Here is a 26788-nt window from a genome sequence, read left to right on the forward strand (position 1 = left end):
AGTTTCACTCCACACTTAATTTTTCTTCGCTGTTAAAATCAATGATCTCACCTTCAAAGGCATTTACAAACAAACTCTCCTTATTATCGACCACAAAGCGCCAGGTTGGCGCTAATAATTGGGAGGCCGACAGCGGAACAAGAGTCGAATAGCCAAGCTCGATCTTCGTAATTTTACTCTTCGGTTTCAAGACTCCCTTTTGATGAAGCGTTTCAATCGCCTTTAACGGACGGAGGATCTCTTCTTTTTCCGCCAGCTTATCAATTCCTTCAAGATAGGTTTGCTGATAGGAAACAATTTGATTACTGGAATTATAATTGAAGGTGATCATCCCGTTAATATTGTTATACAAAGGCATATTGTTACTTTGCTGAAAATAGGTGATTGTATTTTTTTTATCATTTTTCTCCCAAAATAGATAATGGTCACCGTACAGGACACTTTCGTTTAAAAAAGACGAAAGCTCTGCTGGTTCAAACTTAGAATTTAGCTGCAAAGGCTTCTCCAGCGTCGACTGCAGTGTCGTCCCCGGCCCCTTAAGAGAAGCAGACTGATCCTTTAGTTTTTCAATATCCCCTTTGGTAAAGGTTTTCGGCTTAGCGCTAAGATATTGAGCCTTAATTGGGTTCTTCGGCAGTTCTACATATTTGATTTCATCCACTTTCAATTTTTCCTCAACCGATGCCTCTGTTAAAACCTCATATTTATTGGCATCCCGGATCTTCATGAATTGAAATAGGAGATACACATCCAGTATCAGGAACGTTAAAATAAATATCGTTTTTATTTTACTCCAATCCATGCTTCAGTCCTCCCAGGTCATCCATCGTGATCTCTTCCCACGTATTATCATAGCGATAAAACCAGGCTGGTTCTAAAAGGATCAGCATATTTTCTTCATTATCCCTTTCCATCCGATAGCCTAATACCATTTCTTGCAGAAGCTCTGGCTTAAAGTTCTTTTTGTTTTGTAAAAACTTCAAGGCATCATGGCCGGAAGGACGGGTAACCTTTTGAATTTCAGTTGTTAATGGGAGTTCTAAAGCAATGTTTGGACGAATATATTTGTTGATTTCATCCCGTCCCCAAACTTCTGTAATTTCCGATAGTCCTCTATCATTAAAAACAGGATAGCCATCCCTGCTGTACATTCTGAAGGTGACCGAGCGGTTATATTCACTTTTGGAAACGAAGCGGTAAGGGTCTGTCCAGCCGCCGTGCTCATTAACAAAATCAATACTCCGTTTCACTAGATCATACGAACTGGCAATATATCGTTCCTCTGCGGTTGGATTGACATAGAGGAGTATATTGCTATCAAAATTCACAGTCATTTTGCTAGAATCGTCGGTATATTCTTCACCTGCAGGCAGCGGGCTTTTTTGGACGAAGCTTGGATTACTAAAAAGCGCTTCTTTAAACTCATCGGAATTAAGGTCTTTTGGCAAATATTTATACCTCATCATTTCCTGATCCCCTTCGGGCAGGAACAGCGTCCGTTTTTCAGATGCCTTATATCCAAAGTAACGTGGCAGACTCGCTGCATTTTTATAAAAGCTTTGATTAAAATCGTTTAAATTGTTTGAGGAAATATGACTGATATAAACCTGCTGATTTTCAGTTGAGACAAAATAAACAATACCATTATCCTTATCAGAACCCTCAACATTAATTATAATGCGATTAAAATTGAAAGCAGGTATTCTTTTCCCCTCAATGTTCAAGACACTGCGATATAACTCGATGGGAACTTCCCCTGGAAACTGAATTTCAGTATTGCCGCTATTATGGCTTAGTTCCTCAATATTTTCGATTTTTTCCGTTACATTTTTCACATCAAAAAAGGTCCACTGACCTAATTCCTTAATCACTTTGTCAATTTCACCTGTGTTATTGATTCCATAATGCTGCCCTTTAATATGGAAAAGAATCTGATCAGGCCTGACAATTTTTTGAACCTCTTGTTTTTCACGAACGGTGACTTCGGCAACATAATTACTTTTTTCCATTTTGTCGTAATTAGGCTGATAGGTCCAAAGATTCCACGTTAACAAAATACTAACCAAAACCAAAATCGTTAAAATCACTGATTTAATATTTTCGTATCTCATGACCATTCATCCTCTTCTGAACGCTCATACGGCAGAGAAAAAGAGATAATAGTACCTTTCCCTTCTTGACTGGTTGCCCAAATCGCTCCGCCATGGGCATTCACCATTTCTTTTGCAATGGCAAGCCCAAGACCCGTACCGCCCAATTTCCGGGTTCTCGCTTTATCAACACGGTAGAAACGGTCAAATATCTTTCCAATATTCTCTTTTGGAATTCCCACTCCTTGGTCCGATACACTAACAATGATTCGGTCTTCCTCTTCTTCAATCGAGAAGGTCACCAGACCGCCTTCAGGGGAATACTTCAAAGCATTGGAAATGATATTGTACAACACTTGCGTCATCTTATCTTCATCGACCTCAACAAAGATAGCCTCGTTTGGCAGCTTTCGTTTAAAGGTGACGTTTTGTTCCTTGGACATTTCGAACCGATCAATAATACGGTCATAGAAATCGACAAAATTAACCCATTCCATTGTCAGCTTGTAATCGGTACTATCCATTTTTGATAACTGAAGGAGGTCATTAACCAGGCGGATCATCCTTTCCGTCTCCGTCCGCGTTACCTCTAGAAAATTAGGAGCAATTTCTTCATCCTGCCATGCACCATCTGCCAGCGCCTCTAAATAACTCCTCATTGTTGTCAAAGGAGTCCTTAGTTCATGTGAAACATTGGCAACAAATTCTCGTCGTTCAGCATCAATTTTTTCCTGCTCCGTGATATCATGCAGAACGGCAATAAGTCCGTTTACAAAACCCGTTTCTTTTTGAATCACTGAAAAATTAGCGCGGAGAATATAGCGTTTTTTCTTGGTGCTGTAATCTAGAATTAAGGAATCCTTTTCTTCTAATAAGTCCTCAAAGGTATTCGCATCATCTAAATCTAACAACTCCACAATCGGTTGGGACAAAACTGTTTCACGTGAAACATTCAGCATCTCTGCAGCAGGTTCATTAATTAAAATAACCCGGCCTTTACGGTCTGTAGCAATAACCCCATCTGTCATATAAGACAAGACGGAGGATAATTTTCTTCGTTCTCCTTCTGTCATGGCCTGGGCCTCTTGGAGCTTTTTTGTTAAATTGTTAAAGGTGATGGCGAGTGTGCCAATTTCATCATAGCCATACACTTTAACCTTCCTCGAAAAATTCCCCTTCGCCATCGCTAACGCCTGCTTCTTCATATCCGCAATTGGCCTAGTGATGGTTTGGGCGAGTAATATGCCCAGAACAGCCGTAATCGATAAAGCGATGGCTGTCCCGGTTGCAAAAATGCCATTAATGGTTTTCATTTGTTCAAACACATTTTCAATTTTTGCAACAAGATAAATGGCGCCGATCACTTTTTTGCCCGACTTAATGGGGGTGGAGAGGACCCAAATCCGATAACCGTTTTTCTGGTCAATCTTGATGGCACTTTGTTCCTCTTCCAAGGTCATCGATTGTTTTACCCGGAGCTCTGTTGTCCTTTGGCCGACCACACCTTGACTGCTGGAAGGAGAGGCACCAAGGATTTTAAGTGAGCCGTTTTCAATCACCTGAACCTCCAAAATATCACCGGTCACAAAATCCTTTAAGGTCTTTTTAATATCATCCTCGAGACTCGGATCTTCAGTAGTTCTTTCCTTTTCCATTTCCTGAACAATATTATAGCCAAGCAAATTAACGCGTTCTTTTAAGGACGTTTGGAAGTTCGTTCTTAATGTTTCTTCCAGCTGCCTGACAAAATAAACACCGATAATTTGCATCGCAACTAATATAAGGAGGACATAGATGATGACAAATTTAACGTGTATGGAGCGAAAGAATCCAACCTTTCTCATCAAGGCCTTACTCCTGTTCAGGATTGCGCAAATAGTAGCCAACACCGCGGCGCGTAACAATCCATGTTGGGTGGCTTGGGCTATCCTCAATTTTTTCACGCAGACGCCTTACGGTTACATCGACAGTTCGGACATCTCCGTAATAATCGTAACCCCACACAGTTTGCAATAAATGTTCTCTCGTCATAACCTGGCCAATATGCTTTGCCAGATAGTAAAGAAGCTCAAACTCCCGATGGGTTAGTTCAATCGTTTCGCCACGCTTTGACACCACATAGGCATCAGGATGAATCACAAGAGAGCCAATTTCAATTTCATTCGTTTCCGCTTCAGCATCCGGCTGAGCCAGGATTTGCTGATGACGGCGTAAATTCGCCTTCACACGGGCAATTAATTCCCTTGTACTAAACGGCTTTGTTACATAATCGTCCGCACCAAGCTCAAGTCCAAGAACTTTATCGATTTCTGAATCCTTAGCTGTCAGCATAATGATCGGCATTTCATATTTTTTGCGGACCTCACGACAAACTTCCATGCCATCCCTAAGCGGTAGCATAATATCTAAGAGAATTAAGTCTGGTTGAATTTCTTCTACTAATTGAAGTGCTTCATTTCCATCATAAGCGCAATAGACAGCATAACCTTCTTTTTTGAGATTAAACTGCAAAATATCTGCAATTGGCTTTTCGTCATCAACAACGAGAATTTTCTTTTCCATACAATTTCTCCTTTTTTAAAAGTAATCTATTCAATCAAAGAATCACTAGAAGTCATACCTATTCTATTTTACTTTACCATTGTTTCAGCTTAAATTCATCTATTAGTAGCATTTGTCAAGATTGGCAAGGTAAATCTTTGAAAAAATAAAAAAGTCTCTAGAAGGTACTAGAGACTTCATCATGTTATCTTCTTAAATAGCTAAGCGGGTTTACCAAGCTGCCGTTTTTAAATACTTCAAAATGAAGATGGACACCTGTTGCATCACCTGTAGCCCCCATAATTCCGATGGCAGTGCCTTTTGAAACCGTTTGGCCTACTTTTACATTGATCGATGACATGTGGCCGTAAAGTGTGCGAAAGCCATTTTTGTGGTCGATTATTACTTTATTTCCATATCCCCCATTATCGTATCCGGCAGATACAACAACGCCGTTGTCGGCAGCTTTAATGGTTTTGTTGCTAGGTCTGGCAATGTCAATTCCTTTGTGCATCTTGCCCCAGCGATAGCCCATTTGGCTGGAAACATAGCCGCCTACAGTTGGCCAGGCAAAGCTGCCCTCACCACGGGAAGGAATCGCTTTGGTTCCTTTAATCACAATATGATTAACTGGCTGCTGAAGAATTTGTTCGCTTGTTTGCGTCTTTTTAACAGCAACACCGCTTTGTTCTGAAATGAAATAAGTGACCGTCCGGGAGCCATTTTGTCCTTGCTGCTTTTCCTTCGTCTCGCCCTTAGGAATAGAGGAGTCCTCCACTACCTGATTTGTATAAGCAATCACTTCTTTTTGATTGACTTCCTTTTCTACGACTACTTCAACATATGGCTTTAACACAGTAACGTTAATTTCCTGGCCGACTTTTAAGAGGGAATCCGCTGTTAATCCTGGATTCAAAGCTAAAAGCTCAGGAACCTTTAAGCCGTAATTATGTGCAATTGATTCAAGAGCATCGCCATCTTGAACTGCGTATTTCTTTTCCTGTAATGTTCCCTTTTGTAACAAAGTAACGGCATCATTAGCTGACAATATTTGATCTGGTTCAATATTTTCAGCTTCAATAGTGACGTTCTTAGACAGGTGAACATCCAATAAACGTGTTTCATTCTCTTTTAATGGCGGGAGATTTGTATCCGCCTGTGCTTTTCTAGCCTCAAGTTCCTTTAGTTGATCTTCAGAAACATATTTCAGTTTAAGGTCTTTAATGACTTCCTCGGCAGTATTTTTATCGGCAACATAAACCGCTGGCTTTCCGTCGATGACAATCGCTGCTGCTTCTGCTTGAAGCTGGAAGGTGTTTTTGAAATTTTGGATGGTATCAAGGTTATTTGCAGATGAGTTGAAAACCTGTTCTGGTATGTATTCAACCTGGGAACCTAAATTTAGATCCTTATTGGATTTTTTAAATTCGTCGATCTTCTCATTGATTACTCTGTCTACTACAGCTTTATCAGTAACGTTTCCAATGTATGTACCATTAAGATATACATGGTAATCGGTTGTTAGCTGAGGTGATGTCGCTAATGCAATAGGCCCATTGCTTAAAGCCACGACAGAGGCTGCTAAGGTCGTAATAATGGTTGTCTTTATGATTAACTTTTTTGTTTTGGAAATTGTATTTAACAAAAACATTTTTTCCTCCTAAACCACGGTAAAACCCTATTAATCTAGTAATGAATTTTCCAGAATTTTAAGCCTTCTTAACTTTACCATAAGATTTTGTAAATAGATTAATAGTCTTAATAATGTAACAAAAATGTATAATAGCTGACATTTTACGACATTTACTTGAAATGTATTAGTCAAATTTCCACGAATTTATTTTATGGATCATTAATTTAACAGGTAGAAAATCCTATAAAATCAAGGGTTATAGTAGTACTGGAGTAGGATAGTATAGAACGAACTTTGTAACAAGGATTTGTAAAAAGCAGGGGGCAAATATTGCAGTATTGTTACATAGAAAGCGTTTTAAGGATAAAAAAAGAAGCCTGCGCGCTTGCAAGCTTCTTTTTGGGATGGCTCAGGACGGAATCGAACCGCCGACACAAGGATTTTCAGTCCTTTGCTCTACCGACTGAGCTACTGAGCCAACTAATGGCGGTCTGGACGGGACTCGAACCCGCGACCTCCTGCGTGACAGGCAGGCATTCTAACCAACTGAACTACCAGACCAAAATTATATTAATGGCAGTCAGCAAGGAGACCGTCCTTGCCAGCCTTTTGCCGACCGCCAAATGCCGATGACCCCTACGGGATTCGAACCCGTGTTACCGCCGTGAAAGGGCGGTGTCTTAACCGCTTGACCAAGGGGCCATCATATTAAAAATGGTGAGCCATGAAGGACTCGAACCTTCGACCCTCTGATTAAAAGTCAGATGCTCTACCGACTGAGCTAATGGCTCGTACTTAAAATGATTCACTAATCTTTTATTTCGTCGTCAGATGCCTTTATATAAGGATCGTTTGTGACGACGCTTTTTATAATATCAAGATATCATAAATTATGCAATACTTTTTTAAAAAAATATTTGTTTTTTAAAAAATAAAAACAAAAAGCCCGCCAAACAGCGGGCTTCCCACACAAAGTTAGATCTGTCTCCAAGGGCTGCGAACAACATTTGTTTGCGTACGGTCCGGACCGACTGAGAAGGTCGATAACGGAATACCAGTCAACTGTGTTACACGCTCCACATAGTGACGGGCATTTACTGGCAGTTCATCTAATGATTTAACGCCAGTAATATCTTCCGTCCAGCCTGGAAGCTCTTCGTAAATTGGTTCACATTGTGATAGAACCTTTAAGTTTGCTGGATACTCGGTAATGACTTCATCTTTATAACGATATGATGTACAAATTTTTAATGTCTCAATGCCAGTTAATACATCAATGGAATTCAAAGATAGATCAGTTAAACCGCTGACACGGCGGGCATGGCGGACGACGACGCTGTCAAACCAGCCGACACGGCGAGGGCGGCCTGTTGTCGTACCATATTCACGGCCAACTTCACGGATGCGATTTCCAATTTCATTATTTAACTCAGTCGGGAATGGACCATCCCCAACACGGGAAGTGTAGGCTTTACAAACGCCGACAACATGAGTAATTTTAGATGGACCTACTCCAGATCCAATCGTTACGCCTCCAGCCACTGGATTTGAGGAGGTTACGAATGGATAAGTACCTTGGTCGATATCAAGCATAACTCCCTGAGCGCCTTCAAATAATACTCGCTTGCCCTCATCTAAAGCATCATTTAGGACAACAGAAGTATCGCAAACATACTTCTCAATTTGCTGGCCATATTCATAATACTCATCTAGAATATCTTCTTTCTTAAAGCCTTCCGTTTCGTAAATGCGTTCAAATAAGCGATTCTTTTCTTCAAGATTTTGTACTAATTTTTCTTCAAAAATTTCACGGTCTAGTAAATCAGCGATACGGATACCAACGCGGGCTGCCTTATCCATGTATGCAGGTCCGATACCCTTTTTCGTTGTACCGATTTTATTAGCACCTTTCCGTGTTTCTTCCACTTCATCTAATTTTAAATGGTAAGGAAGGATGACATGAGCACGATTGCTGATGCGCAGATTTTCGGTTGAAATTCCTTTTTCATGTAAATAGGCAAGCTCGGTAACCAAAGCTTTCGGATCGACAACCATGCCATTTCCGATGACACTAATTTTTTCTTTATTAAAAATCCCTGATGGAATCAAGTGCAATTTGTAGGTTTCTCCGTTGAACTTAATCGTGTGTCCAGCATTATTACCGCCTTGATAACGTGCAATGACCTCAGCATTTTCTGAAAGGAAATCCGTAATTTTCCCTTTTCCTTCGTCTCCCCATTGCGTACCAACAACCACTACTGATGACATGTAAGGCACCTCCAAAATTTTAACGTCCATTAATTTATTATCACACCATCATAGTTTATCAATTACGCGCACAAAAATCAAACGAAACACGAACATTTTATATCAACCTATTAAAATATGTTCGTAAAATATTAAAATAGGATTCTAGTTTCACGAGCCGCCTTAAAGGTACTCATACTATTAATCTAGCAAAAAAAGAGCCCGCCCAAAAAATGGCTGACTCTTCCTTATGCTCCTGGCGGGGCATCATACCTCGTCTCGATGTTGACGAACTTATTATATTCTTTAACAAACGCCAGCTGCACAGTGCCAACTGGACCATTACGCTGTTTCGCAATAATAATTTCAATGATATTCTTCGCCTCAGATTCCTTATCATAATAGTCATCACGATATAGGAAGGCAACAATATCGGCGTCCTGCTCGATAGACCCGGATTCACGGATATCGGACATCATCGGACGCTTATCCTGACGCTGCTCGACACCACGAGAAAGCTGGGATAGGGCGATAACAGGCACCTGAAGCTCACGGGCTAACTGCTTAAGAGAGCGGGATATTTCCGATACTTCCTGCTGACGGTTTTCGCCGGAACGGCCGCTTCCTAAAATAAGCTGCAAATAGTCAATCAAAATCATGCCTAAACCATGCTCCTGCTTTAAGCGGCGGCATTTTGAACGAATGTCACTGATACGTACACCTGGGGTATCATCAATAAAAATCCCCGTGTTTGACAAGCTCCCCATTGCCATCGTCAGCTTACCCCAGTCTTCCTCTGTCAGGGAACCGGTACGAAGCCTTTGCGCATCGATATTCCCTTCAGCACAAAGGAGACGCATGACCAGCTGCTCAGCGCCCATCTCAAGACTGAAGATGGCAATATTCTCGCCCGTTTTTTTGGCAACATTTTGGGCAATATTTAAGGCAAAGGCTGTTTTACCCACGGAAGGACGGGCCCCAACAATGATCAGGTCATTACGCTGAAAGCCTGCTGTCATCCGGTCAAGGTCAACGAACCCTGTTTCAAGTCCAGTAATATCACCGACACGGTTATGCATAACTTCGATATTATCATAAGTTCGAACGAGTACATCTTTAATGTTATGAAAGGCACCGGCATTTTTCCGATTCGCTACTTCCATAATATTTTTTTCCGCTTCACTTAAAAGGGCATCCACCTCGTCCTCGCGGGTATAGCCATCTTGAGCAATATTGGTAGCCGTACGAATTAATCTTCTTAAAAGTGATTTTTCACCTACGATTCTAGCATAATACTCAATATTAGCTGCTGTAGGAACAGCCCCGGAGAGGTCGCTCAAATAACTGACGCCGCCGATATCCTCAATCAGTTTTGCCGCAGCTAATTCCTCCGTTACCGTAATTAAGTCAACGGCTTTACCTTGATCATTTAAATTCAGCATCACATTAAAGATTTTTTGGTGGGCTGCCCGGTAGAAATCCTCTGGAATCAGAATTTCAGATGCCATAGTTAAGGAAGACGGCTCTAAAAAAATAGCCCCTAATACAGCTTGTTCAGCTTCAATATTTTGCGGGGGCATGCGGTCTGCTAATAATTCATTACTCATATATATTCAAAACCTCCTAATGAAGAGGAAATAATTCAAATCCATCATATCATATTCGAGTTCCAATCAAGAAAAAAAGTGACCAGTTATAACCGATCACGTCCCATTGCTTACTTTTTATATTCTATCATGATTAATTTAAAATTGAACTGGCAAATTTTTTACAGTCTACTATTTTACTTCTTTTACCGAAACCGTTAACGTCGCCGTTACTTCATGATGAAGTTTTACAGGCACTTTGGTATGACCAAGTGTACGGATGGCATCATTTAATTCCATTTTACGTTTATCAATTTTGATTCCGTGCTTCTTTTGCAGCTCTTCAGCAACTTGTTTTGTGGTAATCGAACCAAACAAGCGGCCGCCTTCGCCCGCTTTAGCGGTTAATTCAACCGTAATTTGGTCGATTGTTTCTTTAAGCTTTTTGGCTTCAGCAAGCTCTTCTGCCGCTTCTTTTTCCTGCTTTTTCTTCTGGGCATCTAATGAACTGATATTTGCATTATTGGCCTCAACTGCCAGGCCTTGCTTAATTAAAAAGTTATGAGCATAACCGTCGGCTACATTTTTCACTTCGCCTTTTTTTCCTTTACCTTTTACATCCTTTAGAAAAATTACCTTCATTCTTTTTTTCCTCCTTCAAAGTAGTCATCAATGGCCTGCTTCAACTTGCTTTCTGTTTCCGCAATGGTAATGCCAGACAGCTGGGTAGCAGCATTGGTGAGGTGTCCGCCGCCCTTTAAGCTTTCCATGATGACTTGGACATTGATATTTCCTAATGATCTGGCACTGATGCCAATCAAACCTTCGTTTCGTTTCGAAATAACAAACGACGCAATCACTCCGTCCATCGTCAATAACGTATCAGCAGCCTGAGCTATAATGACTTGATCATATAGGTCATGTTCATTTCCTTTGGCAATCGCAATTCCTTCATGATAGAAGGTAACCGATTCAATCAGCTTAGACCTTCTGATATATGTATCAACATTTTCTTTCAAAAACTTCTGGACCAGGATGGTGTCGGCACCATGTGCACGCAGGTAGGAGGCTGCATCAAATGTCCGTGAACCTGTTCTTAGTGTAAAGCTCTTTGTATCGACAATTATACCTGCTAAAAGGGCAGTCGCTTCAATCATCTCAATTTTCCCGCGCTTTGGCTGGTATTCCAGAAATTCCGTCACCAACTCAGAAGTCGAAGAGGCATATGGCTCCATATAAACAAGCAGCGGATTCGAAATAAAATCCTCACCGCGGCGATGATGGTCAATAACAACAACATTATCAATTTTGTTCAATAACCGTTCTTCCATAACCAACGATGGTTTATGAGTATCAACCACAACTAGCAAAGTTTTATCAGTGGCAATTTCAAGCGCTTCTTCTGACCCGATAAAATGAGAAAATAAGTGCTCTTGGCTGCGGATTTCATTCATAAGACGTCCGACACCATTGTCCATATCCATTGAATTTAAAACGATATAGGCATCCTTTTGATTCATTTGCGCTACTTTATAAATTCCGATACTGGACCCAATAGAGTCCATATCTGGATTTTTATGACCCATAATAATGACTTTGTCACTAGCTGTAATCAAATCCTTTAAGGCGTGGGAAATGACTCTGGCCCTTACCCTTGTCCGTTTCTCAATTGGATTCGTTTTCCCCCCAAAGAATTTCACCTTTCCATTCGGAAGTTTAATGGCTACCTGGTCCCCACCCCTGCCAAGGGCTAAATCCAGACTGGATTGGGCAAGCGTCCCCAGCTCCGGCAGTGAGGAAACACCGGTACCGACACCAATACTTAAAGTAAAGGAAACATTTTGCTTTGAGGTCATTTCCCTAACTTCATCCAAAATGGAAAATTTCCCTTTTTCCAGAATATGAAGGATTCTTTCACTGAAAACAGCGATAAATCGTTCAGAGGATACCCGCTTTAGGAACATCCCATTGTCTTGAGCCCACTTATTTAATATAGATGTGACCAAGTTATTGATGCTCCCGCGCATTTGGTCGTCCATGCCTTGAGTCAGATCATCATAATTATCTAAAAAGATGGTGGCAATAACGGTCCGGTCATCCTGATACTTTTTCTCAATTTCCGTTTGCTCGGTTACATCAAAAAAGTATAGAAGCCGTTCTTCACGTTTATGTATGACTCGAAATTTCCTTTCATGGAGCGTAATGATTTCTGTCTCTACTTCTTGTTTTATTAGTGGAATCAGGGTGTCAGCCACATCATAAAGGGACCTTCCCACTAGTGTGTCTTGATCAAAGCAGGAAGTAAGAAATGGATTTGTCCATTCAATATAATATTCATCATTAATGAGCATAATCCCAATCGGCATTTCCATTAATGCTTCTTCGCCGACCTTTTTTACCCGGTAGGAAAGAGTGGAGATATACTCGGACATTTCTTTTCTTTGAGCCCGTTCGATGACAAACATATAGTAGAGGGGGATGAACATAAATAAAAGACCTGCCAGGCTTAATATCCAATTATATAAGGACAGGATTATAAGCAATACCACTGTAACGCCTATTAACCCATAAAATGGGTAACGGATCGATCGCTTTTCTAAAAATGCAGGCATTATTTCAGCTCCTAAACGCAAGTCTTACTCTTTTTTGGTAAAACGTTTTCGTAAATCAAATCCTATATCGGTTATTCCTAATATCATTATTATATAATGAATAATTGGTATCATGAAAGCAAGAATTACCACAAGGACACGAATTCCCTTAGGAATGGACTTTTGATGGAAAATATTAAATAAAAATCCGAGTCCCTGGACAACCATAAACGTCCCTAATATGTAAATCGCATTCGTTAGAACTGAAAATAAATAGGTACCCTCTTCTGGTCTTACGACTAAATTTGCTCCCAAAGCTATTAAAAGATACCACAGCATGCTTCTTGGTAAAGATAGATTTCTCAAACTTCCCCATGGCTCAACATTTACACCAAATCTCTTAGCTATAGGAAAACAAACCCACTGAATGATAAAGGAAGCAACTATAGACCCCAAAATTAGAACGCTTGGTAAAAGGGTTATGACCATATCAACCTGTTTTTTCAGCTGTTCAATTTGGCTTTCTTTTCCCACTGATTTAGCCATTTCCTCTGACTGTTTCAAGGATTGATTTAAAGCTGCCTGTAGTTCATGGGTGATGTCCATTTTCATAAAAGCGGAAGTTACCACATAAAAAATAATCATGCCCGCCATTATGGTCAGGGAACTAGCAATTAAAATTGCAGACCTGCTTTTATTTCTTTGCAGCATATATCCAATGATAACACCAGTTGTTCCATAAATCAGCATCATAGCTAAGCCCATAAAGGACGCAGCGATAAATGAAATAATGATACTGGCTACAAAAAAGGCTGCGATATTTTTAAGATTATTTTTAGCTGTAAATATGATAAATGGTGCTGGAAGTACAATATTTATAATGGAACCAACGAGCGGTATATAAATGGTTATTAATAAAAGCACCGTATATGCAGCTAAAAGGATGGCACCTTCTGTTAGTTTACGTACATTTTTCACTACTTCACCCCTAAAATTTTCTGGAAATCCATCTCTTTATTTTAGCTAGATATTCGGTGGTATTCAACCTTATAAAAAAGGCAGCAAGGGGAGAGCCCCTGCTGCCTTATGCTTTATTATTCACCTGCAACGAATGGTAATAATGCCATTTGACGTGCACGTTTGATTGCAACTGTTAGTTTACGTTGGTATTTAGCGCTTGTACCAGTTACACGACGTGGTAAAATCTTTCCACGCTCAGAGATGAATTTTTTTAGTAAATCCACATCTTTATAGTCAATCTTTGTGATTGCGTTTGAAGTGAAGTAACACACTTTACGACGCTTTGCGCGACCGCCTTTACGTCCTCCTGCCATGAAAATTCCCTCCTTCATTAGTTTTTATAATATCGTTCAGAAAGGTTATCTTAGAATGGAAGATCGTCATCAGAGATGTCAATTTGACCATTTCCTGCAAATGGATCTTCATCCATGCGGGTATAACCTCTGTTTTGGTTTTGGTTTTGATTCTGGTTAGGACGCTGATTCTGATTGCTGCTGCCATATGGATTACCTTGTGGTTCCATTGGAGGAGCACCGTAATAATCGTTGCCTCTTCCCGCACCGCCGCCAGAAGAAGATTTAGGCTCTAGAAATTGAACACTTTCTGCTTGAACCTCTGTAACGTATACACGTTTACCATCTTGTCCTTCATAGTTGCGGGTTTGAATGCGGCCATCGACACCTGCCAGGCTTCCTTTTTTCAAGAAGTTCGCCACATTTTCAGCCGGTTTTCGCCAAACAACACAGTTAATAAAATCTGCTTCACGATCACCAGACTGACTAGAAAATGGTCGATTAACTGCTAAAGTAAAGGTAGCAACAGGAACCCCATTTGGTGTATAACGCAAATCAGGATCTTTTGTTAAACGGCCAACAAGCACGACACGATTCATCATCAGAATCAACTCCTTTTCTTTTGGAAAGATGTTCCACGTGGAACATTTTTACCAAGAAATATATATAAATCTTATTCTTCTTCTTTAATTACGATATGGCGAATGATATCTTCGCTGATCTTTGCAAGACGAGAAAATTCTTGTACTGCAGCAGCTGAAGATGTAGTTTTAGCGATTTGGTAGTATCCGTCACGGAAATCGTTGATTTCGTAAGCTAGACGGCGCTTACCCCAATCCTTTGTTTCAGCAGTTTCCGCACCGTTATCAAGAAGAATTGTGTTGAAACGCTCAACAAGAGCCTTCTTCGCTTCATCTTCAATATTTGGGCGGATGATGTACATGATTTCGTACTTATTCATCACAGTCACCTCCTTTTGGTCTAAACGGCCCGAATGGGCAAGGAGCAATTATTCATTACTCACAAGTTGAAATTATAGCACAAGAAAAAAAGAAAAGCAACGACCTTCACATTTTCGCCAATATAAAAGCTCTGCATAAGCTGCAGAGCCGAATTAATTAGACATTAAAGCGGAAGTGGATTACATCTCCATCTTTCACAATATAATCTTTACCTTCTAAACGTACTTTACCGGCTTCCTTCGCTGCATTGTGGCTGCCTGCAGCTAATAAATCATCAAAGGAAACGGTCTCAGCACGGATAAAGCCGCGCTCGAAATCAGAGTGAATAATCCCTGCACATTGAGGTGCTTTCATGCCGTTTCTAAACGTCCAAGCACGAACCTCCTGAACACCCGCTGTGAAATAAGTAGCTAAACCAAGCAGGCTATAGGCAGCACGGATTAACTGGTCAAGACCGGATTCTTCAATGCCAAGCTCAGAAAGGAACATCGTTTTTTCTTCGCCTTCAAGCTCAGCAATTTCCTCTTCAATTTTGGCACAAATTACAATAACCTCAGCATTATCAGCCTTGGCAAATTCCCGAACCTTTTGAACATACTCATTTTCTGAAGGATCGGCAATATCATCTTCGCTCACATTGGCTACATAAAGGACAGGCTTGATCGTTAATAGATGCAACCCTTTGACCAATTTCATCTGTTCTTCCGTAAAGTCCACGGTACGAGCAGGTTTTTCTGCCTCAAACGCATCGCGAAGCATCGCAAGAACCTCAAATTCAGCTGCTGCTTCTTTATCCTTTTGTTTGGCCAATTTCTCTACACGGCCGATGCGCTTTTCTACGGATTCCATATCAGCTAGGATTAATTCTAAATTAATCGTTTCAATATCATCGATTGGATCCACTTTGCCTGAAACGTGTGTAATGTTTTCATCTGCGAAGCAGCGAACTACTTGGCAAATGGCATCCACTTGGCGAATGTGGGAAAGGAATTTGTTCCCCAAACCTTCACCTTTACTTGCGCCTTTCACAATCCCGGCAATGTCGGTAAATTCAAAAGCCGTTGGTACGGTCTTTTTTGGCTGGACAAGCTCAGTTAATTTTTGTAAACGGTAATCTGGAACTTCTACAATTCCAACATTCGGATCGATCGTACAGAAAGGGTAGTTTGCCGACTCCGCCCCTGCTTGAGTTATTGCATTAAACAATGTAGATTTACCCACGTTCGGCAAACCTACAATACCAGCTGTTAAAGCCATTCACGTTCACTCCTCTAGAAAAATAAATCTATTTTAAAAAAATTAGTTCCTCAATTAAAAAGACAAGCCTTTCACAATTATAGGCATATGTCTGAAAAAAGACAACTGCCGCTTTAGAGGCGGCAGTTAGTTTATTTTTTCAAGATTTACTAAACAATCATATAAAGTACTGCCCAGTCCATTATCAGATTCCATGCTAGATGTCAGCTGATTAACAGACCCGCCAAATTCCTGCCAAATCCCTTCATCAATATTAATCGTGTCCGGGTGGGCATTGGCTAAAATAGAAATATAACCTTTTACTTCACCGCGTTCGTTCCATACCCGCACATAATCACCATTGTTTAATGACAAATCAGCTGCAATATTATTAGCAATTTCTACCTTCAATTGCGGCTTTGAGGCGAAAAGATGATAGTTTTGCGAATGATTAGAGCGCATTGGGTGAATCGTCAGCAGGCTATAGGGATATTTTTCTGCCAGAGTAGGATTTGTCCATTTAGACTCATCCGGTACGGCTAATTTCAAGAGACCGTCCTCACCTTTAAGCACAGAGGTAAATTCAAATTTGCCGCTTGGTGTCTGAAAATTCATCTCCTGCCAGGGAATATACTCAACTGGCAGTTCCAGCGTTTGTGCTTCTTTTAATTTTTGAAGTGTGATCCCGTAATGCGCCAATGGCTTTAACGTCATCTCAAGGAATTGTTCTCTGGAAAAGGCAAATTCCTCCCCAAATCCAAGTCTTTCCGCTAATTGCGTCCAAATCCATAAATCGGATTTTGCTTCGCCCGGTGGGTCGACAAGCTTTGGACCATAATTGACATAATGATGATACATCGAGGAGTAGTAAAAATCCTCCTCTTCAAATGAAGTTGTCGTTGGTAATACATAATCAGCCATTCGTGCCGTATCGGTCATATATTGGTCAATAACAACCAGCGTCTTGACTGAAGAAAAGGCTTCTTTAACCGCATGGGTGTCAGGCACCTGAGTTAACGGGTTCCCGCATGTCACGATAATCATTTGGATTTCAGGGTCTGCCGCCTTGAGTACTTCTTCCGCCTGCTTCATAATTGAAAATTGCCGATGATTTTGTCTGCGGCCGGCAAGGGTTACTTCCTCAAAGGCAAAGCTTTGCCCTACTTGAAGGTTGGCATAATTGGCACCGCCGCCCGCTATTCCAATATTCCCACTGACGGCAACAAGGGCATCAATCAAGCGGATGGTGTTCCCGCCGTTTCGATATCGCTGCAAACCTAAGCCCATATAAGTGGAAGTGGGTTTTTCCGCATAAATCCTAGCCAGTTGCGTAATGGTTTCTTTCGCCACCTCTGTCATTTCACTTATTTTTTCAAGGGAAATGCTGTCCAGCAGCCCTTCTAAATCTTTATAACCGTGTGTATGCTGTTTAATAAAGGATTGATCCTCTAAACCTAATCGGAGTATTTCTTTCATAATGCCAGCAGCCAGCAATCCGTCCATTCCAGGTTTAATCGTGATATGCTGATCGGCAATTTTGGCTGTCGCATTGAACAGGGGGTCAATCACATAAAGGTTTGCGCCCCGCTTTTTCGCCTCTAATAGCTTTTCGTAGAAATGCATATTCGTCCGCGCCACATTTCTTCCCCAAACAATGATGTTTTTGCTGTTAAAAATATCATCCGGTCCATGGCTGTACGCACTGCCAAAATCCCATTTCTGTGCTTCAATCCCCGCTCCCCAGCATAGAGAGCCATACAGTTCTGTTACTCCGCCATAGGCATTAAAGAAGCGCTGATCCAAATTTTTTAATATCCCATTATTGGCATAATCATGGCTGTGAAGAACCGCTGTAGTACCATATTGTTCTTTGACTTCTACTAATTTCGCAGCGATTTCACCAAGGGCCTGCTCCCAAGTTATTGGTTCGAATTGACCGTTTATCTTTTTTAAGGGGTGCAATAACCGTTTTGACGAGTTTGTTCTTGTTTCCAATTGACGGCCGCGGCCGCAAATTTTTCCCTTTGTAATCGGATGGGATGGATCGCCGTCGACTTTTATTACTTTATTATTTTCTACTGTTACATTTAAACCGCAGCTATCCCAGCAATTTAACGGACAAGCCGACTGTATAATCTTTGCCACACGAACTCCCCCCAAATCTTTTTATCTAATAAAAATAATACAGCATCCCAAAAAAAGAAGCATGAAAATTATTCTTCATGCTTAACCAAAATTTTCTTCATTTTTCTTGAAAACTCTCTTCTTGGAATAAGAACACTGTGGCCGCAGCCTTCACATTTAATGCGGACATCCATCCCCATGCGGATAATCTTCCAGCGGTTCGTCCCGCACGGATGCTGCTTCTTCATTTCAACCACATCGTTTAAAGCAAATTCTTTTTCCTCCACCCGACTCACCATCCTTTAAACACTTGGTTCTTTTACATTATTTGAATCCTTCGAGAACATCACCATGCGTGGATATGGAATTTCAATTCCATGGGCATCTAGTTCAAGTTTGATATCTTTTCTTATTTTCCTCGTAACTGCAGCATGCTTCATTGGCTGTGTTTCAGCAATAATTCTAATTATTACTTCTGATGGTCCAAAATTTTGAATACCCAAATACTCCGGAGCTTTTACTAATTCCTCATATTGTTCCGGCATTTTTTCAAGTAAATCTTTAATGACTGTCTCAGCCTTATCAATATCTTCTTCATAAGCAATTCCGACATCGATTATTGCAATGCTATTATTAAGGGAAAAGTTGGTTACTTCCATAATACTGCCATTTGGCAGAATATGGACTTCCCCAGTCCAGCTTTTTAATTTGGTCGTCCGTAAACCAATTGTCTCAACCGTTCCCTCAAATTGTCCGATACGGACATGGTCACCGACCGAAAATTGGTCTTCAAAAATGATAAAGAATCCTGTAATCACATCTTTAACCAAACTTTGGGCGCCAAAACCTACAGCCAAGCCGACAATCCCTGCACCGGCAAGAAGGGCCTTCACATCGATTCCTAATACGGAAAGAATCATCATAAAGGCAATAAAATAAACCACGTACGAAAGGATATTATCTAAAAGTTTTGAGAGGGTCTCTTCGCGTCGTTCGGAAGTACTGAGCGGAGAGAGGTTTCTAATTTTAAATATGTTATGAATGGCCAATTTTCCAATGCGGATTAATATATTGGCAATGACAATAATGGCGATAATCTTTAACAGTCCTTCGCCAAGGTTTAACCACGTATCTTCATTTTGAAATTTATTAATCAATTTTTCCATGCCTTTTTCAGTTAGACTCATATATCCACCTTCCTTTATCTAAACCACATCTATTTTAACAATTTTCTTCCTTACATTGTAGCATTATGATTTTTTCATTTTCTATCCACTTCATGTATAGATTTACTGAATTTTCCGTATACTAATAAAACTTAGAGTAGGGAGTGGGATTAATGAGTCTAAAAACGAATTTTTTTGACAGGAGGGGCAAGACCCGCATCATTCATGATGATGATCAGGCATCCGAAAATTTAGCGGAGGAATTGCTGGCCACCATTCCAAAAGTGACTAGCCGCCCGATCGTATTTGTTTGTATTGGTACAGACCGCTCCACCGGAGATTCATTAGGACCACTTGTCGGAACATTGCTTGAAGAAAAAAACCTGAAATCCTTTTATGTATATGGGACATTAGATGAGCCGATCCATGCAGTAAATTTAGCAGAAAAGCTAAAGGAAATTCATATTAAGCATGTAGACCCGTTTATTATCGGAATCGATGCTTGTCTGGGAAGGATGAAAAATGTCGGCGTGATTCAGCTTGGGCATGGTCCAGTCAAGCCAGGCGCCGGGGTGAACAAGGAGCTTCCTGCTGTAGGCGACATCCATATCACTGGGATTGTCAATGTCAGCGGGTTTATGGAATTCTTTGTATTACAAAATACACGGTTAAATCTAGTGATGAAAATGGCGAAAACGATTGCCGGCGGAATTTACGAAGCCAGCCTCTTGTATCCAAAGCAACGCTGGAATGATTTAAAATGGTTAGATGAAGAGAAAACAAATTAAAAAAGAGCACATAGGTGCTCTTTTTGCAATTCCATTTATTGTAAGGAGGAATGATAAAGATACATACCAGTGACAATGATTCCCGTGATTACGATGCCAGGGAGGAGGTTTGCGACCTTTATTTTCACCATTCCGGTAAGATTAAGACCGATGGCAAAAATCATAATACCGCCTGTCGCTGTCATTTCCACGATAAATTGATCCATTAAGGCTTGGGGGACAAAACGGTCAATTTGTGTGGCAAATAAGGCAATCAAACCTTCATAAAGCACAACAGGAATCGCTGAAAAAATGACGCCAATTCCAAGTGTCGTCGTTAAAATTAACGCAGTGAATCCGTCAATCAAAGATTTCGTATACAATACATCATGATCGCCGCGAATACCACTGTCAAGGGCTCCGATAATTGCCATGGCACCAATCACAAAGATTAGAGTCGCCGTGACAAAACCCTCTGAAATACTGCCTTTCCCATTGGAACCGACCTTTTTTTCCAGCCAGCCGCCCAAATCATTTAATTTATCCTCGAGTCTTAACAGCTCACCGACTACCGCACCAACTACTAGACTTATAATGACAATTAGGAAATTTTCGCTTTTTAAGCCCATTTGCAATCCTAAAACCATAACGGACAAGCCAATGGCATACATGACCGTAACTTTCATTCCCTCTGGAATTCGGTTTAACAGCTTACCGAGAAGAGTACCAATCACTATTAATAGTCCGTTAACTATTGTTCCTAGTAAAAACATGATGTTTCACCTTATTTAGCCTTTCGAAATAATTAATATTACTAAACTATCATATTAAGATAAAAAAATAAACCATCCTTTGGATGGTTTTAAAATGATTCTTCCTGGCCAAGCATTTCAAGAATCCGTTCCAAATCTTCCTGCGAGAAAAATTCAATTTCTATTTTCCCCTTATTGTTATTTTGCTTAATATTCACTGTCGTACCAAAACGCTCACGCAACGAATGCTCGCGTTCCTGAATGAAAACATCCTTTTTCTTCTCAGGCTTTTTTGTTTCACGTGAAACATTTTCATTTAATTGTTGAATTAATTTTTCCAACTGGCGGACGTTTAACGCTTCATTGATAATTTTTTCGATTAAAACAGGCAGCTTAGCTTTTTGTCTTAGTCCTAATAAGGCACGGCCGTGACCCATTGATATTTTCCCTGTTGAAATTAACTCTTGAATATGGGGAGGAAGGGAAAGCAGCCTGATATGATTGGCGATATGCGGGCGGCTTTTGCCTAAACGTTTCGCTACTTCCTCCTGTGTCAGCTTCAGCTTTTCCATTAATGTTTGGTAGGCAAGTCCCTCTTCAATCGGATTTAAATCTTCTCGTTGGAGATTTTCGAGGACGGCCAATTCCATCATTTGCTGTTCAGAAAGCTCGCGAATAACCGCTGGGACCGTTTCAAGCTTCGCTTCTTTAGCAGCTCGGAAACGGCGTTCACCGACAACAATTTCATAGCCTTTAATCGTTTTTCTGACAACAAGCGGCTGTAGGATTCCATGCTCTAAAATCGACTCTTTTAATTCATCGATCGTATCTTGGTGGAAGGTTTTACGTGGCTGGTAGGGATTCGGCCGCAGCTCCTTAAGTTTAATTTCTTGGACTGTTTCTTCTTTGCCGACATCCGCAAAAAATGCATTAAGGCCTTTTCCTAATCCTTTAGCCATTTGAGACCACTTCCTTCGCTAAATCTAAATAGACTTCTGCTCCGCGGGATTTTGCATCATAGGTAATGATCGGTTCCCCATGACTTGGAGCTTCACTTAGACGCACATTTCTAGGAATAATTGTTTTATAAACCTTATCTTGGAAGTATTTTTTTACTTCTTCAATGACTTGAATGCCAAGATTAGTCCTTGCATCAAGCATTGTTAGTAATACTCCTTCAATTTTTAATTCTTGATTTAAATGCTTTTGCACCAGTCTTACGGTATTCAAGAGCTGACTTAAGCCTTCAAGCGCATAATATTCACATTGTACTGGGATTAAAACTGCATCGGAAGCTGTTAAAGCATTGATGGTTAATAAACCTAAAGATGGCGGACAATCTATAATGATATAGTCAAATTGATCCTTCACCTCTCCGAGAGCGCGTTTTAAACGGACCTCTCTGGAAATCGTCGGAACGAGTTCAATTTCTGCTCCAGCCAGCTGGATGGTTGCTGGAAGTGCGTATAAATTTTCAACAGATGATGGTTTAATAACTTCTTTTACTTCGACATCGTCTACTAAAACATCATAGATACACTGTTCAACTTCTGCCTTTTCAATTCCAATCCCGCTTGTTGCATTTCCCTGCGGGTCAATGTCTACCAATAAGACACGTTTCCCTATGTGTGCTAAGCAGGCGCCTAGGTTGACAGAGGTAGTCGTTTTGCCAACTCCACCTTTTTGATTCGCGATCGCAAGAACTTTGCCCACGATGTCACCTACCCTTTATATCTTGAAAAATTTTATTCTCAGAATCTATTAAAAATTATCCTCTATAAAAGAAAGAAAGTAAAATTTCATTCCTATATTTTAACATGAAATTGATAGGTTTTTGTTTTTTTTCTAAAAATATTCCAATGAGTTAATTTTTCCAAAAAAATAGAACCAAACAATATTTTTGTTTGGTTCTTTAAGAGGGCTATTTTTTCTTTGGTATCCGAATTGTGAATTGGTAAAATTCATCAAATTCTTCTTCCTCAGCGTCAAGATTAATCCCGCTGTCGGTTACCATTGTCAGCGATTGACGAATGGTATTGACGGCGATTCTCATATCCTTGCTAAATGCTTTACGTTTCGGCTTTGGTTTCTCATTTTTTTGTTCAAGCATCCTGACAACGCGATCCTCGGTCTGCTTAACATTCAAATTCCTTTCAATGACCTCAGCCATGAGGGCCACCTGTTTTTCTGGATCCTTAAGTGGAATCAGGGCACGTGCATGGCGCTCAGTAATGATTTTATTTAATAAGGCTTCCTGTACCGGCTGCGGTAATTTTAAAAGCCGCAATTTATTGGCGACAGTCGATTGGCCTTTGCCAAGCCGCTGTGCTAGTGCCTCTTGCGTCAGGTTGTGCAGTTCGAGCAGTTTTCCGTACGCAATCGCTTCTTCAATCGGCGATAGCTCTTCCCGCTGCAAATTTTCAATCAATGCCACAGAAGCCGTTTCGGTATCTGATAAATTTTTTACAATTGCTGGCACTTCTGTCCAGTCTAGTTTTTTCATGGCCCGCCAGCGGCGCTCACCGGCAATGATCTCATATTTGCCAATTGCAAATTCTCTAACTACAATCGGTTGAATGATACCATGTATGTGTATCGTTCGTGATAGTTCTTCAATCTTATCTTCATCAAATACTGTTCGCGGCTGAAAACGGTTAGGCACTATCTGGTCAATTGGAATTTTTTTAATTTCTTCATTTCTTTCCACTTCTATTTCTATTTCTATTTCTTCCTCAAGACCCACCGCTGCCTCTTGTTCCCCTTTATCGCCAAAGCCAAAAAAGCGTGTAAATGAATTTTTCATCCCCAACACCACCTTTACGAAACTCCCTATTACTAATTCTATAAACGAATAATATCTTCCTGCCTAACGAGGTAATTTTCACAAAATTTGCGAGCCTTCCATTACTCGATTGGTGCTTTACCTGGTGTCCCTGGTTTTCGCGGATATTTCTTCGGCGTCTGTTTTTCTTTTTTAATAATTAAAATACTTCTTTCGCTTTCTTCAAATGGCAATGTAAAAGTAAACATTTTATCCAGCTTGCCGCCGAGTGTGGTTATTGCTTTTTGACCCACTGCTAATTCTTCTTTGGCTGATGCTGCCTTCATGGCAATAAAGTCTCCGCCGACTTTGACCAGCGGAAGACAGAACTCACTCAGAACTGACATCCTTGCAACGGCCCTTGCTGTCACAACATCAAAGTTTTCGCGATATTCCGGATTCACCCCAAAGGTTTCCGCGCGATCATGGACAAAATGAACATTCTCTAATTCCAAAACGTTTGCAAGATGGGTTAAAAATGAAATTCGCTTATTCAATGAATCGACGATCGTTACTTCTATTTCCGGGAAAACTATTTTTAGTGGGATGCTTGGGAATCCGGCTCCCGCCCCAACATCACAGAGATGGAAGGGTTTAGTAAAATCAAAATAAAATGCTGCTGTAATGGAATCATAAAAATGCTTTAAATAGACATCTTCCTTATCGGTGATGGCCGTTAAATTCATTTTTTCATTCCATTCCACTAATGTCTCATAGTATTTTTCAAACTGGTTAAGCTGCCTGTCGGTAAGGGTAATGCCCTTTTCCTGAAGACTCTCTTTAAATTGTTCAATATTCATTTAAAAATCCTCGCTGTCCAGCTCCAGCGCCTAGCCCCTCTTTGGTCTAAGCCAATCCGACAAGAAGGTTAAGGGCAACCTTCTCACCGGCTTGTCTTATGCTTGTCGGGGCTGATCAAGGCGCTTCCGCTCTTCTGGTTATTCATTTGAGATTCTCGCTACCCGGCCTTGTTCTAAGTATACAAGAAGAATCGAGATATCCGCAGGGTTTACCCCGGAAATTCTAGAGGCTTGGGCAAGAGATAACGGCTTGATTTGCTTTAGTTTTTGTCTTGCTTCTGTTGCCAATCCTGTTATCGCATCATAATCGATGTTATCAGGGATTTTCTTATTCTCCATTTTCTTTAAGCGATCGACTTGCTGCAGAGATTTTTCAATATATCCCTCATACTTAATTTGAATTTCCACCTGTTCCTTTGTTTCGTCATCAAGCGGAGCATCAGATTTAGTTAGAGTCTCCAGCAATGCATACGTCATTTCTGGTCTTTTTAACAAATCAGAGGCACGGATTCCATCCTTTAGTTCACTGCCGCCGATGCTTCTTATTAGTTCTTGTACCTCAGCAGAAGGCTTTAAAATAATGGAGCGTAAACGTTCCTTTTCTGTCTCAATCGCGTCTTTTTTCGTTAAAAATTTCTGATAGCGTTCATCGGTAATTAAGCCAATTTCATGACCGGTTTCAGTTAAACGCAAATCGGCATTATCATGACGCAGCAGCAAGCGGTATTCCGCTCTTGACGTTAGTAATCGGTAAGGCTCATTTGTTCCTTTTGTAATCAAATCATCGATTAATACTCCGATATAGGCATCGGAACGACTTAACACTAACTGTTCCCGGCCAAGTGCATTAAGCCCTGCATTAATTCCGGCCATTAAGCCCTGTCCTGCCGCTTCCTCATATCCAGATGTACCATTAATCTGCCCCGCCGTATACAAGTTTTGCACGACCTTTGTTTCAAGGGTTGGCCATAATTGTGTAGGGACAATCGCATCATACTCAATCGCATAACCGGATCGCATCATTTGTACGTTTTCAAGACCTGGAATGGTTTTAAGAATTTGCTGCTGTACGTCTTCAGGAAGACTTGTTGATAAACCTTGAACATATACTTCCTGCGTATTCCGGCCCTCTGGTTCAAGGAAAATTTGGTGGCGCGGCTTATCATTAAAACGCACGACTTTATCTTCAATCGATGGGCAGTAACGCGGTCCTGTTCCTTTAATCATCCCGGAATACATCGGGGAGCGGTGCAGGTTATTATCAATTAATTCATGTGTATGTTCATTGGTATAGGTTAACCAGCATGGCAGCTGATCGGTAATATATTTCGTTGTTTCATAGGAAAAAGCCCTTGGCGTTTCATCACCAGGCTGAATTTCCGTTTTGCTGTAATCAATCGTATGACTGTTTACCCTTGGCGGCGTTCCTGTTTTAAATCGGACTAAATCAAAGCCAAGCTCTTCTAAATGCTCTGAAAGCTTAATGGAGGGCTGCTGATTATTCGGACCGCTCGAATATTTTAATTCACCCAGGATGATTTCCCCGCGCAGGAAGGTACCCGTCGTAATGACAACCGTTTTTGAACGATAGACGGCACCTGTTTTGGTAATTACACCCTTGCAATTTCCGTCTTCGACAATTAACCGCTCGACCATGCCTTGGATTAACGTCATATTCGGCTCATCTTCAATTGTTTTTTTCATTTCATGCTGATAGGCAAATTTATCCGCCTGTGCTCTTAATGCCCGTACGGCTGGCCCTTTACCTGTGTTCAGCATTCTCATTTGGATATGGGTTTTATCGATGTTTTTGCCCATTTCTCCACCTAATGCATCGATTTCCCTTACGACAATGCCCTTGGCAGGACCACCTACCGATGGGTTACATGGCATAAAGGCAACCATATCGAGATTGATTGTAATCATTAATGTTTTTGCACCAAGTCTTGCCGCCGCGAGGCCAGCCTCACAGCCAGCATGACCGGCACCGACGACAATAACGTCGTAACTGCCTGCTTCGTATTGCATGTTGATCCTCCTTTTCCACTCGTAAAAGCGGAAACATTCCTACAATTGTCTAGCTCCAGCGCCTTGGGGCTCGCAGGTCTACAGCCAATCCGTCGAGAAGGTTAAAAAGCAACCTTCCCGCCGGTTGTCTT

General features: G+C 40.9%; 24 protein-coding genes and 4 tRNA genes. 1 reads left to right on the plus strand and 27 read right to left on the minus strand.

The window, feature by feature from the left end; genetic code table 11:
- Positions 1-4: 4 nt before the first annotated feature.
- From LC455_RS25920 to LC455_RS26020, 21 genes are all read right to left on the minus strand, one after another.
- Positions 5-802 carry a two-component system regulatory protein YycI gene (locus tag LC455_RS25920; RefSeq protein WP_223595346.1) on the minus strand — a complete coding sequence of 266 codons (798 nt, stop codon included), beginning with the start codon at positions 800-802 and terminating at the stop codon, positions 5-7.
- Positions 789-2111 carry a YycH family regulatory protein gene (locus tag LC455_RS25925; RefSeq protein ID WP_223595347.1) on the minus strand — a complete coding sequence of 441 codons (1323 nt, stop codon included), beginning with the start codon at positions 2109-2111 and terminating at the stop codon, positions 789-791. The genes LC455_RS25920 and LC455_RS25925 overlap by 14 nt, the downstream gene beginning before the upstream one ends.
- Positions 2108-3934 carry a cell wall metabolism sensor histidine kinase WalK gene (walK, locus tag LC455_RS25930; protein WP_223595348.1) on the minus strand — a complete coding sequence of 609 codons (1827 nt, stop codon included), beginning with the start codon at positions 3932-3934 and terminating at the stop codon, positions 2108-2110. Before walK ends, LC455_RS25925 begins: the two co-directional genes overlap by 4 nt.
- A 7-nt stretch (positions 3935-3941) precedes the next feature.
- Positions 3942-4652 (minus strand): response regulator YycF, encoded by a 711-nt coding sequence (yycF, locus tag LC455_RS25935; RefSeq protein ID WP_223595349.1) that lies wholly within the window; start codon positions 4650-4652, stop codon positions 3942-3944.
- A gap of 184 nt (positions 4653-4836) precedes the next feature.
- Positions 4837-6276 carry a peptidoglycan DD-metalloendopeptidase family protein gene (locus LC455_RS25940; RefSeq protein ID WP_223595351.1) on the minus strand — a complete coding sequence of 480 codons (1440 nt, stop codon included), beginning with the start codon at positions 6274-6276 and terminating at the stop codon, positions 4837-4839.
- A 393-nt stretch (positions 6277-6669) separates the two neighbouring features.
- Positions 6670-6742, minus strand: a tRNA-Phe gene (locus tag LC455_RS25945).
- A gap of 6 nt (positions 6743-6748) precedes the next feature.
- Positions 6749-6825, minus strand: a tRNA-Asp gene (locus LC455_RS25950).
- A gap of 69 nt (positions 6826-6894) precedes the next feature.
- A tRNA-Glu gene (locus LC455_RS25955) sits at positions 6895-6966 on the minus strand.
- A gap of 13 nt (positions 6967-6979) precedes the next feature.
- A tRNA-Lys gene (locus tag LC455_RS25960) sits at positions 6980-7055 on the minus strand.
- 184 nt (positions 7056-7239) lie between these two features.
- Positions 7240-8532, minus strand: a complete 1293-nt coding sequence (locus LC455_RS25965; RefSeq protein WP_223595353.1) for an adenylosuccinate synthase — start codon at positions 8530-8532, stop codon at positions 7240-7242.
- Between the two features lie 227 nt (positions 8533-8759).
- Complete coding sequence (dnaB, locus tag LC455_RS25970; RefSeq protein WP_223595355.1) at positions 8760-10118, minus strand: replicative DNA helicase; 1359 nt, start codon at positions 10116-10118, stop codon at positions 8760-8762.
- Between the two features lie 171 nt (positions 10119-10289).
- Positions 10290-10739, minus strand: a complete 450-nt coding sequence (gene rplI, locus LC455_RS25975) for a 50S ribosomal protein L9 (RefSeq protein WP_223595357.1) — start codon at positions 10737-10739, stop codon at positions 10290-10292.
- Complete coding sequence (locus LC455_RS25980; RefSeq protein WP_223595358.1) at positions 10736-12709, minus strand: DHH family phosphoesterase; 1974 nt, start codon at positions 12707-12709, stop codon at positions 10736-10738. The genes rplI and LC455_RS25980 overlap by 4 nt, the downstream gene beginning before the upstream one ends.
- A gap of 24 nt (positions 12710-12733) precedes the next feature.
- Complete coding sequence (locus LC455_RS25985) at positions 12734-13666, minus strand: YybS family protein (protein ID WP_223595360.1); 933 nt, start codon at positions 13664-13666, stop codon at positions 12734-12736.
- A gap of 116 nt (positions 13667-13782) precedes the next feature.
- The gene (rpsR, locus tag LC455_RS25990) at positions 13783-14022 is read right to left on the minus strand and encodes a 30S ribosomal protein S18 (RefSeq protein WP_223595362.1); all 240 of its coding nucleotides are present in this window, start codon (positions 14020-14022) and stop codon (positions 13783-13785) included.
- A gap of 50 nt (positions 14023-14072) precedes the next feature.
- Positions 14073-14603 (minus strand): single-stranded DNA-binding protein, encoded by a 531-nt coding sequence (gene ssb, locus LC455_RS25995; protein WP_223595364.1) that lies wholly within the window; start codon positions 14601-14603, stop codon positions 14073-14075.
- A 71-nt stretch (positions 14604-14674) separates the two neighbouring features.
- A complete protein-coding gene (gene rpsF / locus LC455_RS26000; protein ID WP_223595416.1) occupies positions 14675-14962 on the minus strand; it encodes a 30S ribosomal protein S6 in 288 nt (95 codons plus the stop codon).
- Between the two features lie 157 nt (positions 14963-15119).
- A complete protein-coding gene (gene ychF, locus LC455_RS26005) occupies positions 15120-16220 on the minus strand; it encodes a redox-regulated ATPase YchF (protein WP_223595366.1) in 1101 nt (366 codons plus the stop codon).
- A 126-nt stretch (positions 16221-16346) separates the two neighbouring features.
- Positions 16347-18344 carry a molybdopterin-dependent oxidoreductase gene (locus LC455_RS26010; RefSeq protein WP_223595368.1) on the minus strand — a complete coding sequence of 666 codons (1998 nt, stop codon included), beginning with the start codon at positions 18342-18344 and terminating at the stop codon, positions 16347-16349.
- A gap of 68 nt (positions 18345-18412) precedes the next feature.
- Positions 18413-18610 carry a DUF951 domain-containing protein gene (locus tag LC455_RS26015; protein ID WP_223595370.1) on the minus strand — a complete coding sequence of 66 codons (198 nt, stop codon included), beginning with the start codon at positions 18608-18610 and terminating at the stop codon, positions 18413-18415.
- A gap of 15 nt (positions 18611-18625) precedes the next feature.
- Positions 18626-19510 carry a mechanosensitive ion channel family protein gene (locus LC455_RS26020; protein ID WP_223595372.1) on the minus strand — a complete coding sequence of 295 codons (885 nt, stop codon included), beginning with the start codon at positions 19508-19510 and terminating at the stop codon, positions 18626-18628.
- A 152-nt stretch (positions 19511-19662) separates the two neighbouring features.
- On the opposite strand from LC455_RS26020, the gene yyaC reads away from it, so the two are divergent.
- Positions 19663-20277, plus strand: a complete 615-nt coding sequence (yyaC, locus tag LC455_RS26025; protein WP_223595373.1) for a spore protease YyaC — start codon at positions 19663-19665, stop codon at positions 20275-20277.
- Positions 20278-20312: 35 nt separating this feature from the next.
- Here the strand turns inward: yyaC and LC455_RS26030 are convergent, their stop codons facing one another.
- The 6 genes from LC455_RS26030 to mnmG all read right to left on the minus strand — a co-directional run bounded on the left by LC455_RS26030 (position 20313) and on the right by mnmG (position 26657).
- Positions 20313-21029, minus strand: coding sequence for a DUF554 domain-containing protein (locus LC455_RS26030; protein WP_223595375.1), 717 nt, complete (start codon positions 21027-21029; stop codon positions 20313-20315).
- A gap of 89 nt (positions 21030-21118) precedes the next feature.
- On the minus strand, positions 21119-21967 hold the full coding sequence (locus tag LC455_RS26035; RefSeq protein WP_223595376.1) for a ParB/RepB/Spo0J family partition protein: 849 nt from the start codon (positions 21965-21967) through the stop codon (positions 21119-21121).
- Positions 21960-22721, minus strand: coding sequence for a ParA family protein (locus LC455_RS26040; protein ID WP_223595378.1), 762 nt, complete (start codon positions 22719-22721; stop codon positions 21960-21962). Before LC455_RS26040 ends, LC455_RS26035 begins: the two co-directional genes overlap by 8 nt.
- A 208-nt stretch (positions 22722-22929) precedes the next feature.
- Positions 22930-23811 carry a nucleoid occlusion protein gene (gene noc / locus LC455_RS26045; RefSeq protein WP_223595379.1) on the minus strand — a complete coding sequence of 294 codons (882 nt, stop codon included), beginning with the start codon at positions 23809-23811 and terminating at the stop codon, positions 22930-22932.
- Positions 23812-23912: 101 nt separating this feature from the next.
- Positions 23913-24629: a 16S rRNA (guanine(527)-N(7))-methyltransferase RsmG gene (gene rsmG / locus LC455_RS26050; protein WP_223595381.1), complete on the minus strand. Its 717-nt coding sequence runs from the start codon at positions 24627-24629 to the stop codon at positions 23913-23915.
- Positions 24630-24767: 138 nt separating this feature from the next.
- Positions 24768-26657: a tRNA uridine-5-carboxymethylaminomethyl(34) synthesis enzyme MnmG gene (gene mnmG / locus LC455_RS26055; protein ID WP_223595383.1), complete on the minus strand. Its 1890-nt coding sequence runs from the start codon at positions 26655-26657 to the stop codon at positions 24768-24770.
- Positions 26658-26788 lie beyond the last annotated feature (131 nt).

This window comes from Neobacillus bataviensis (assembly GCF_019969725.1).

What these genes read in the sequence shown, in the direction of transcription:
- LC455_RS25925 (WP_223595347.1), bottom strand. Translation starts at nt 2,111, where the DNA reads ATGAGATACGAAAATATTAAATCAGTGATTTTAACGATTTTGGTTTTG.
- LC455_RS25920 (WP_223595346.1), bottom strand. Translation starts at nt 802, where the DNA reads ATGGATTGGAGTAAAATAAAAACGATATTTATTTTAACGTTCCTGATA.
- LC455_RS26035 (WP_223595376.1), bottom strand. Translation starts at nt 21,967, where the DNA reads ATGGCTAAAGGATTAGGAAAAGGCCTTAATGCATTTTTTGCGGATGTC.
- rpsR (WP_223595362.1), bottom strand. Translation starts at nt 14,022, where the DNA reads ATGGCAGGAGGACGTAAAGGCGGTCGCGCAAAGCGTCGTAAAGTGTGT.
- LC455_RS26020 (WP_223595372.1), bottom strand. Translation starts at nt 19,510, where the DNA reads ATGAGTCTAACTGAAAAAGGCATGGAAAAATTGATTAATAAATTTCAA.
- noc (WP_223595379.1), bottom strand. Translation starts at nt 23,811, where the DNA reads ATGAAAAATTCATTTACACGCTTTTTTGGCTTTGGCGATAAAGGGGAA.
- rplI (WP_223595357.1), bottom strand. Translation starts at nt 10,739, where the DNA reads ATGAAGGTAATTTTTCTAAAGGATGTAAAAGGTAAAGGAAAAAAAGGC.
- mnmG (WP_223595383.1), bottom strand. Translation starts at nt 26,657, where the DNA reads ATGCAATACGAAGCAGGCAGTTACGACGTTATTGTCGTCGGTGCCGGT.
- LC455_RS25980 (WP_223595358.1), bottom strand. Translation starts at nt 12,709, where the DNA reads ATGCCTGCATTTTTAGAAAAGCGATCGATCCGTTACCCATTTTATGGG.
- ssb (WP_223595364.1), bottom strand. Translation starts at nt 14,603, where the DNA reads ATGATGAATCGTGTCGTGCTTGTTGGCCGTTTAACAAAAGATCCTGAT.
- ychF (WP_223595366.1), bottom strand. Translation starts at nt 16,220, where the DNA reads ATGGCTTTAACAGCTGGTATTGTAGGTTTGCCGAACGTGGGTAAATCT.
- dnaB (WP_223595355.1), bottom strand. Translation starts at nt 10,118, where the DNA reads ATGAGTAATGAATTATTAGCAGACCGCATGCCCCCGCAAAATATTGAA.
- yycF (WP_223595349.1), bottom strand. Translation starts at nt 4,652, where the DNA reads ATGGAAAAGAAAATTCTCGTTGTTGATGACGAAAAGCCAATTGCAGAT.
- rsmG (WP_223595381.1), bottom strand. Translation starts at nt 24,629, where the DNA reads ATGAATATTGAACAATTTAAAGAGAGTCTTCAGGAAAAGGGCATTACC.
- walK (WP_223595348.1), bottom strand. Translation starts at nt 3,934, where the DNA reads ATGAGAAAGGTTGGATTCTTTCGCTCCATACACGTTAAATTTGTCATC.
- LC455_RS25965 (WP_223595353.1), bottom strand. Translation starts at nt 8,532, where the DNA reads ATGTCATCAGTAGTGGTTGTTGGTACGCAATGGGGAGACGAAGGAAAA.
- LC455_RS26030 (WP_223595375.1), bottom strand. Translation starts at nt 21,029, where the DNA reads ATGTTTTTACTAGGAACAATAGTTAACGGACTATTAATAGTGATTGGT.
- rpsF (WP_223595416.1), bottom strand. Translation starts at nt 14,962, where the DNA reads ATGAATAAGTACGAAATCATGTACATCATCCGCCCAAATATTGAAGAT.
- yyaC (WP_223595373.1), top strand. Translation starts at nt 19,663, where the DNA reads ATGAGTCTAAAAACGAATTTTTTTGACAGGAGGGGCAAGACCCGCATC.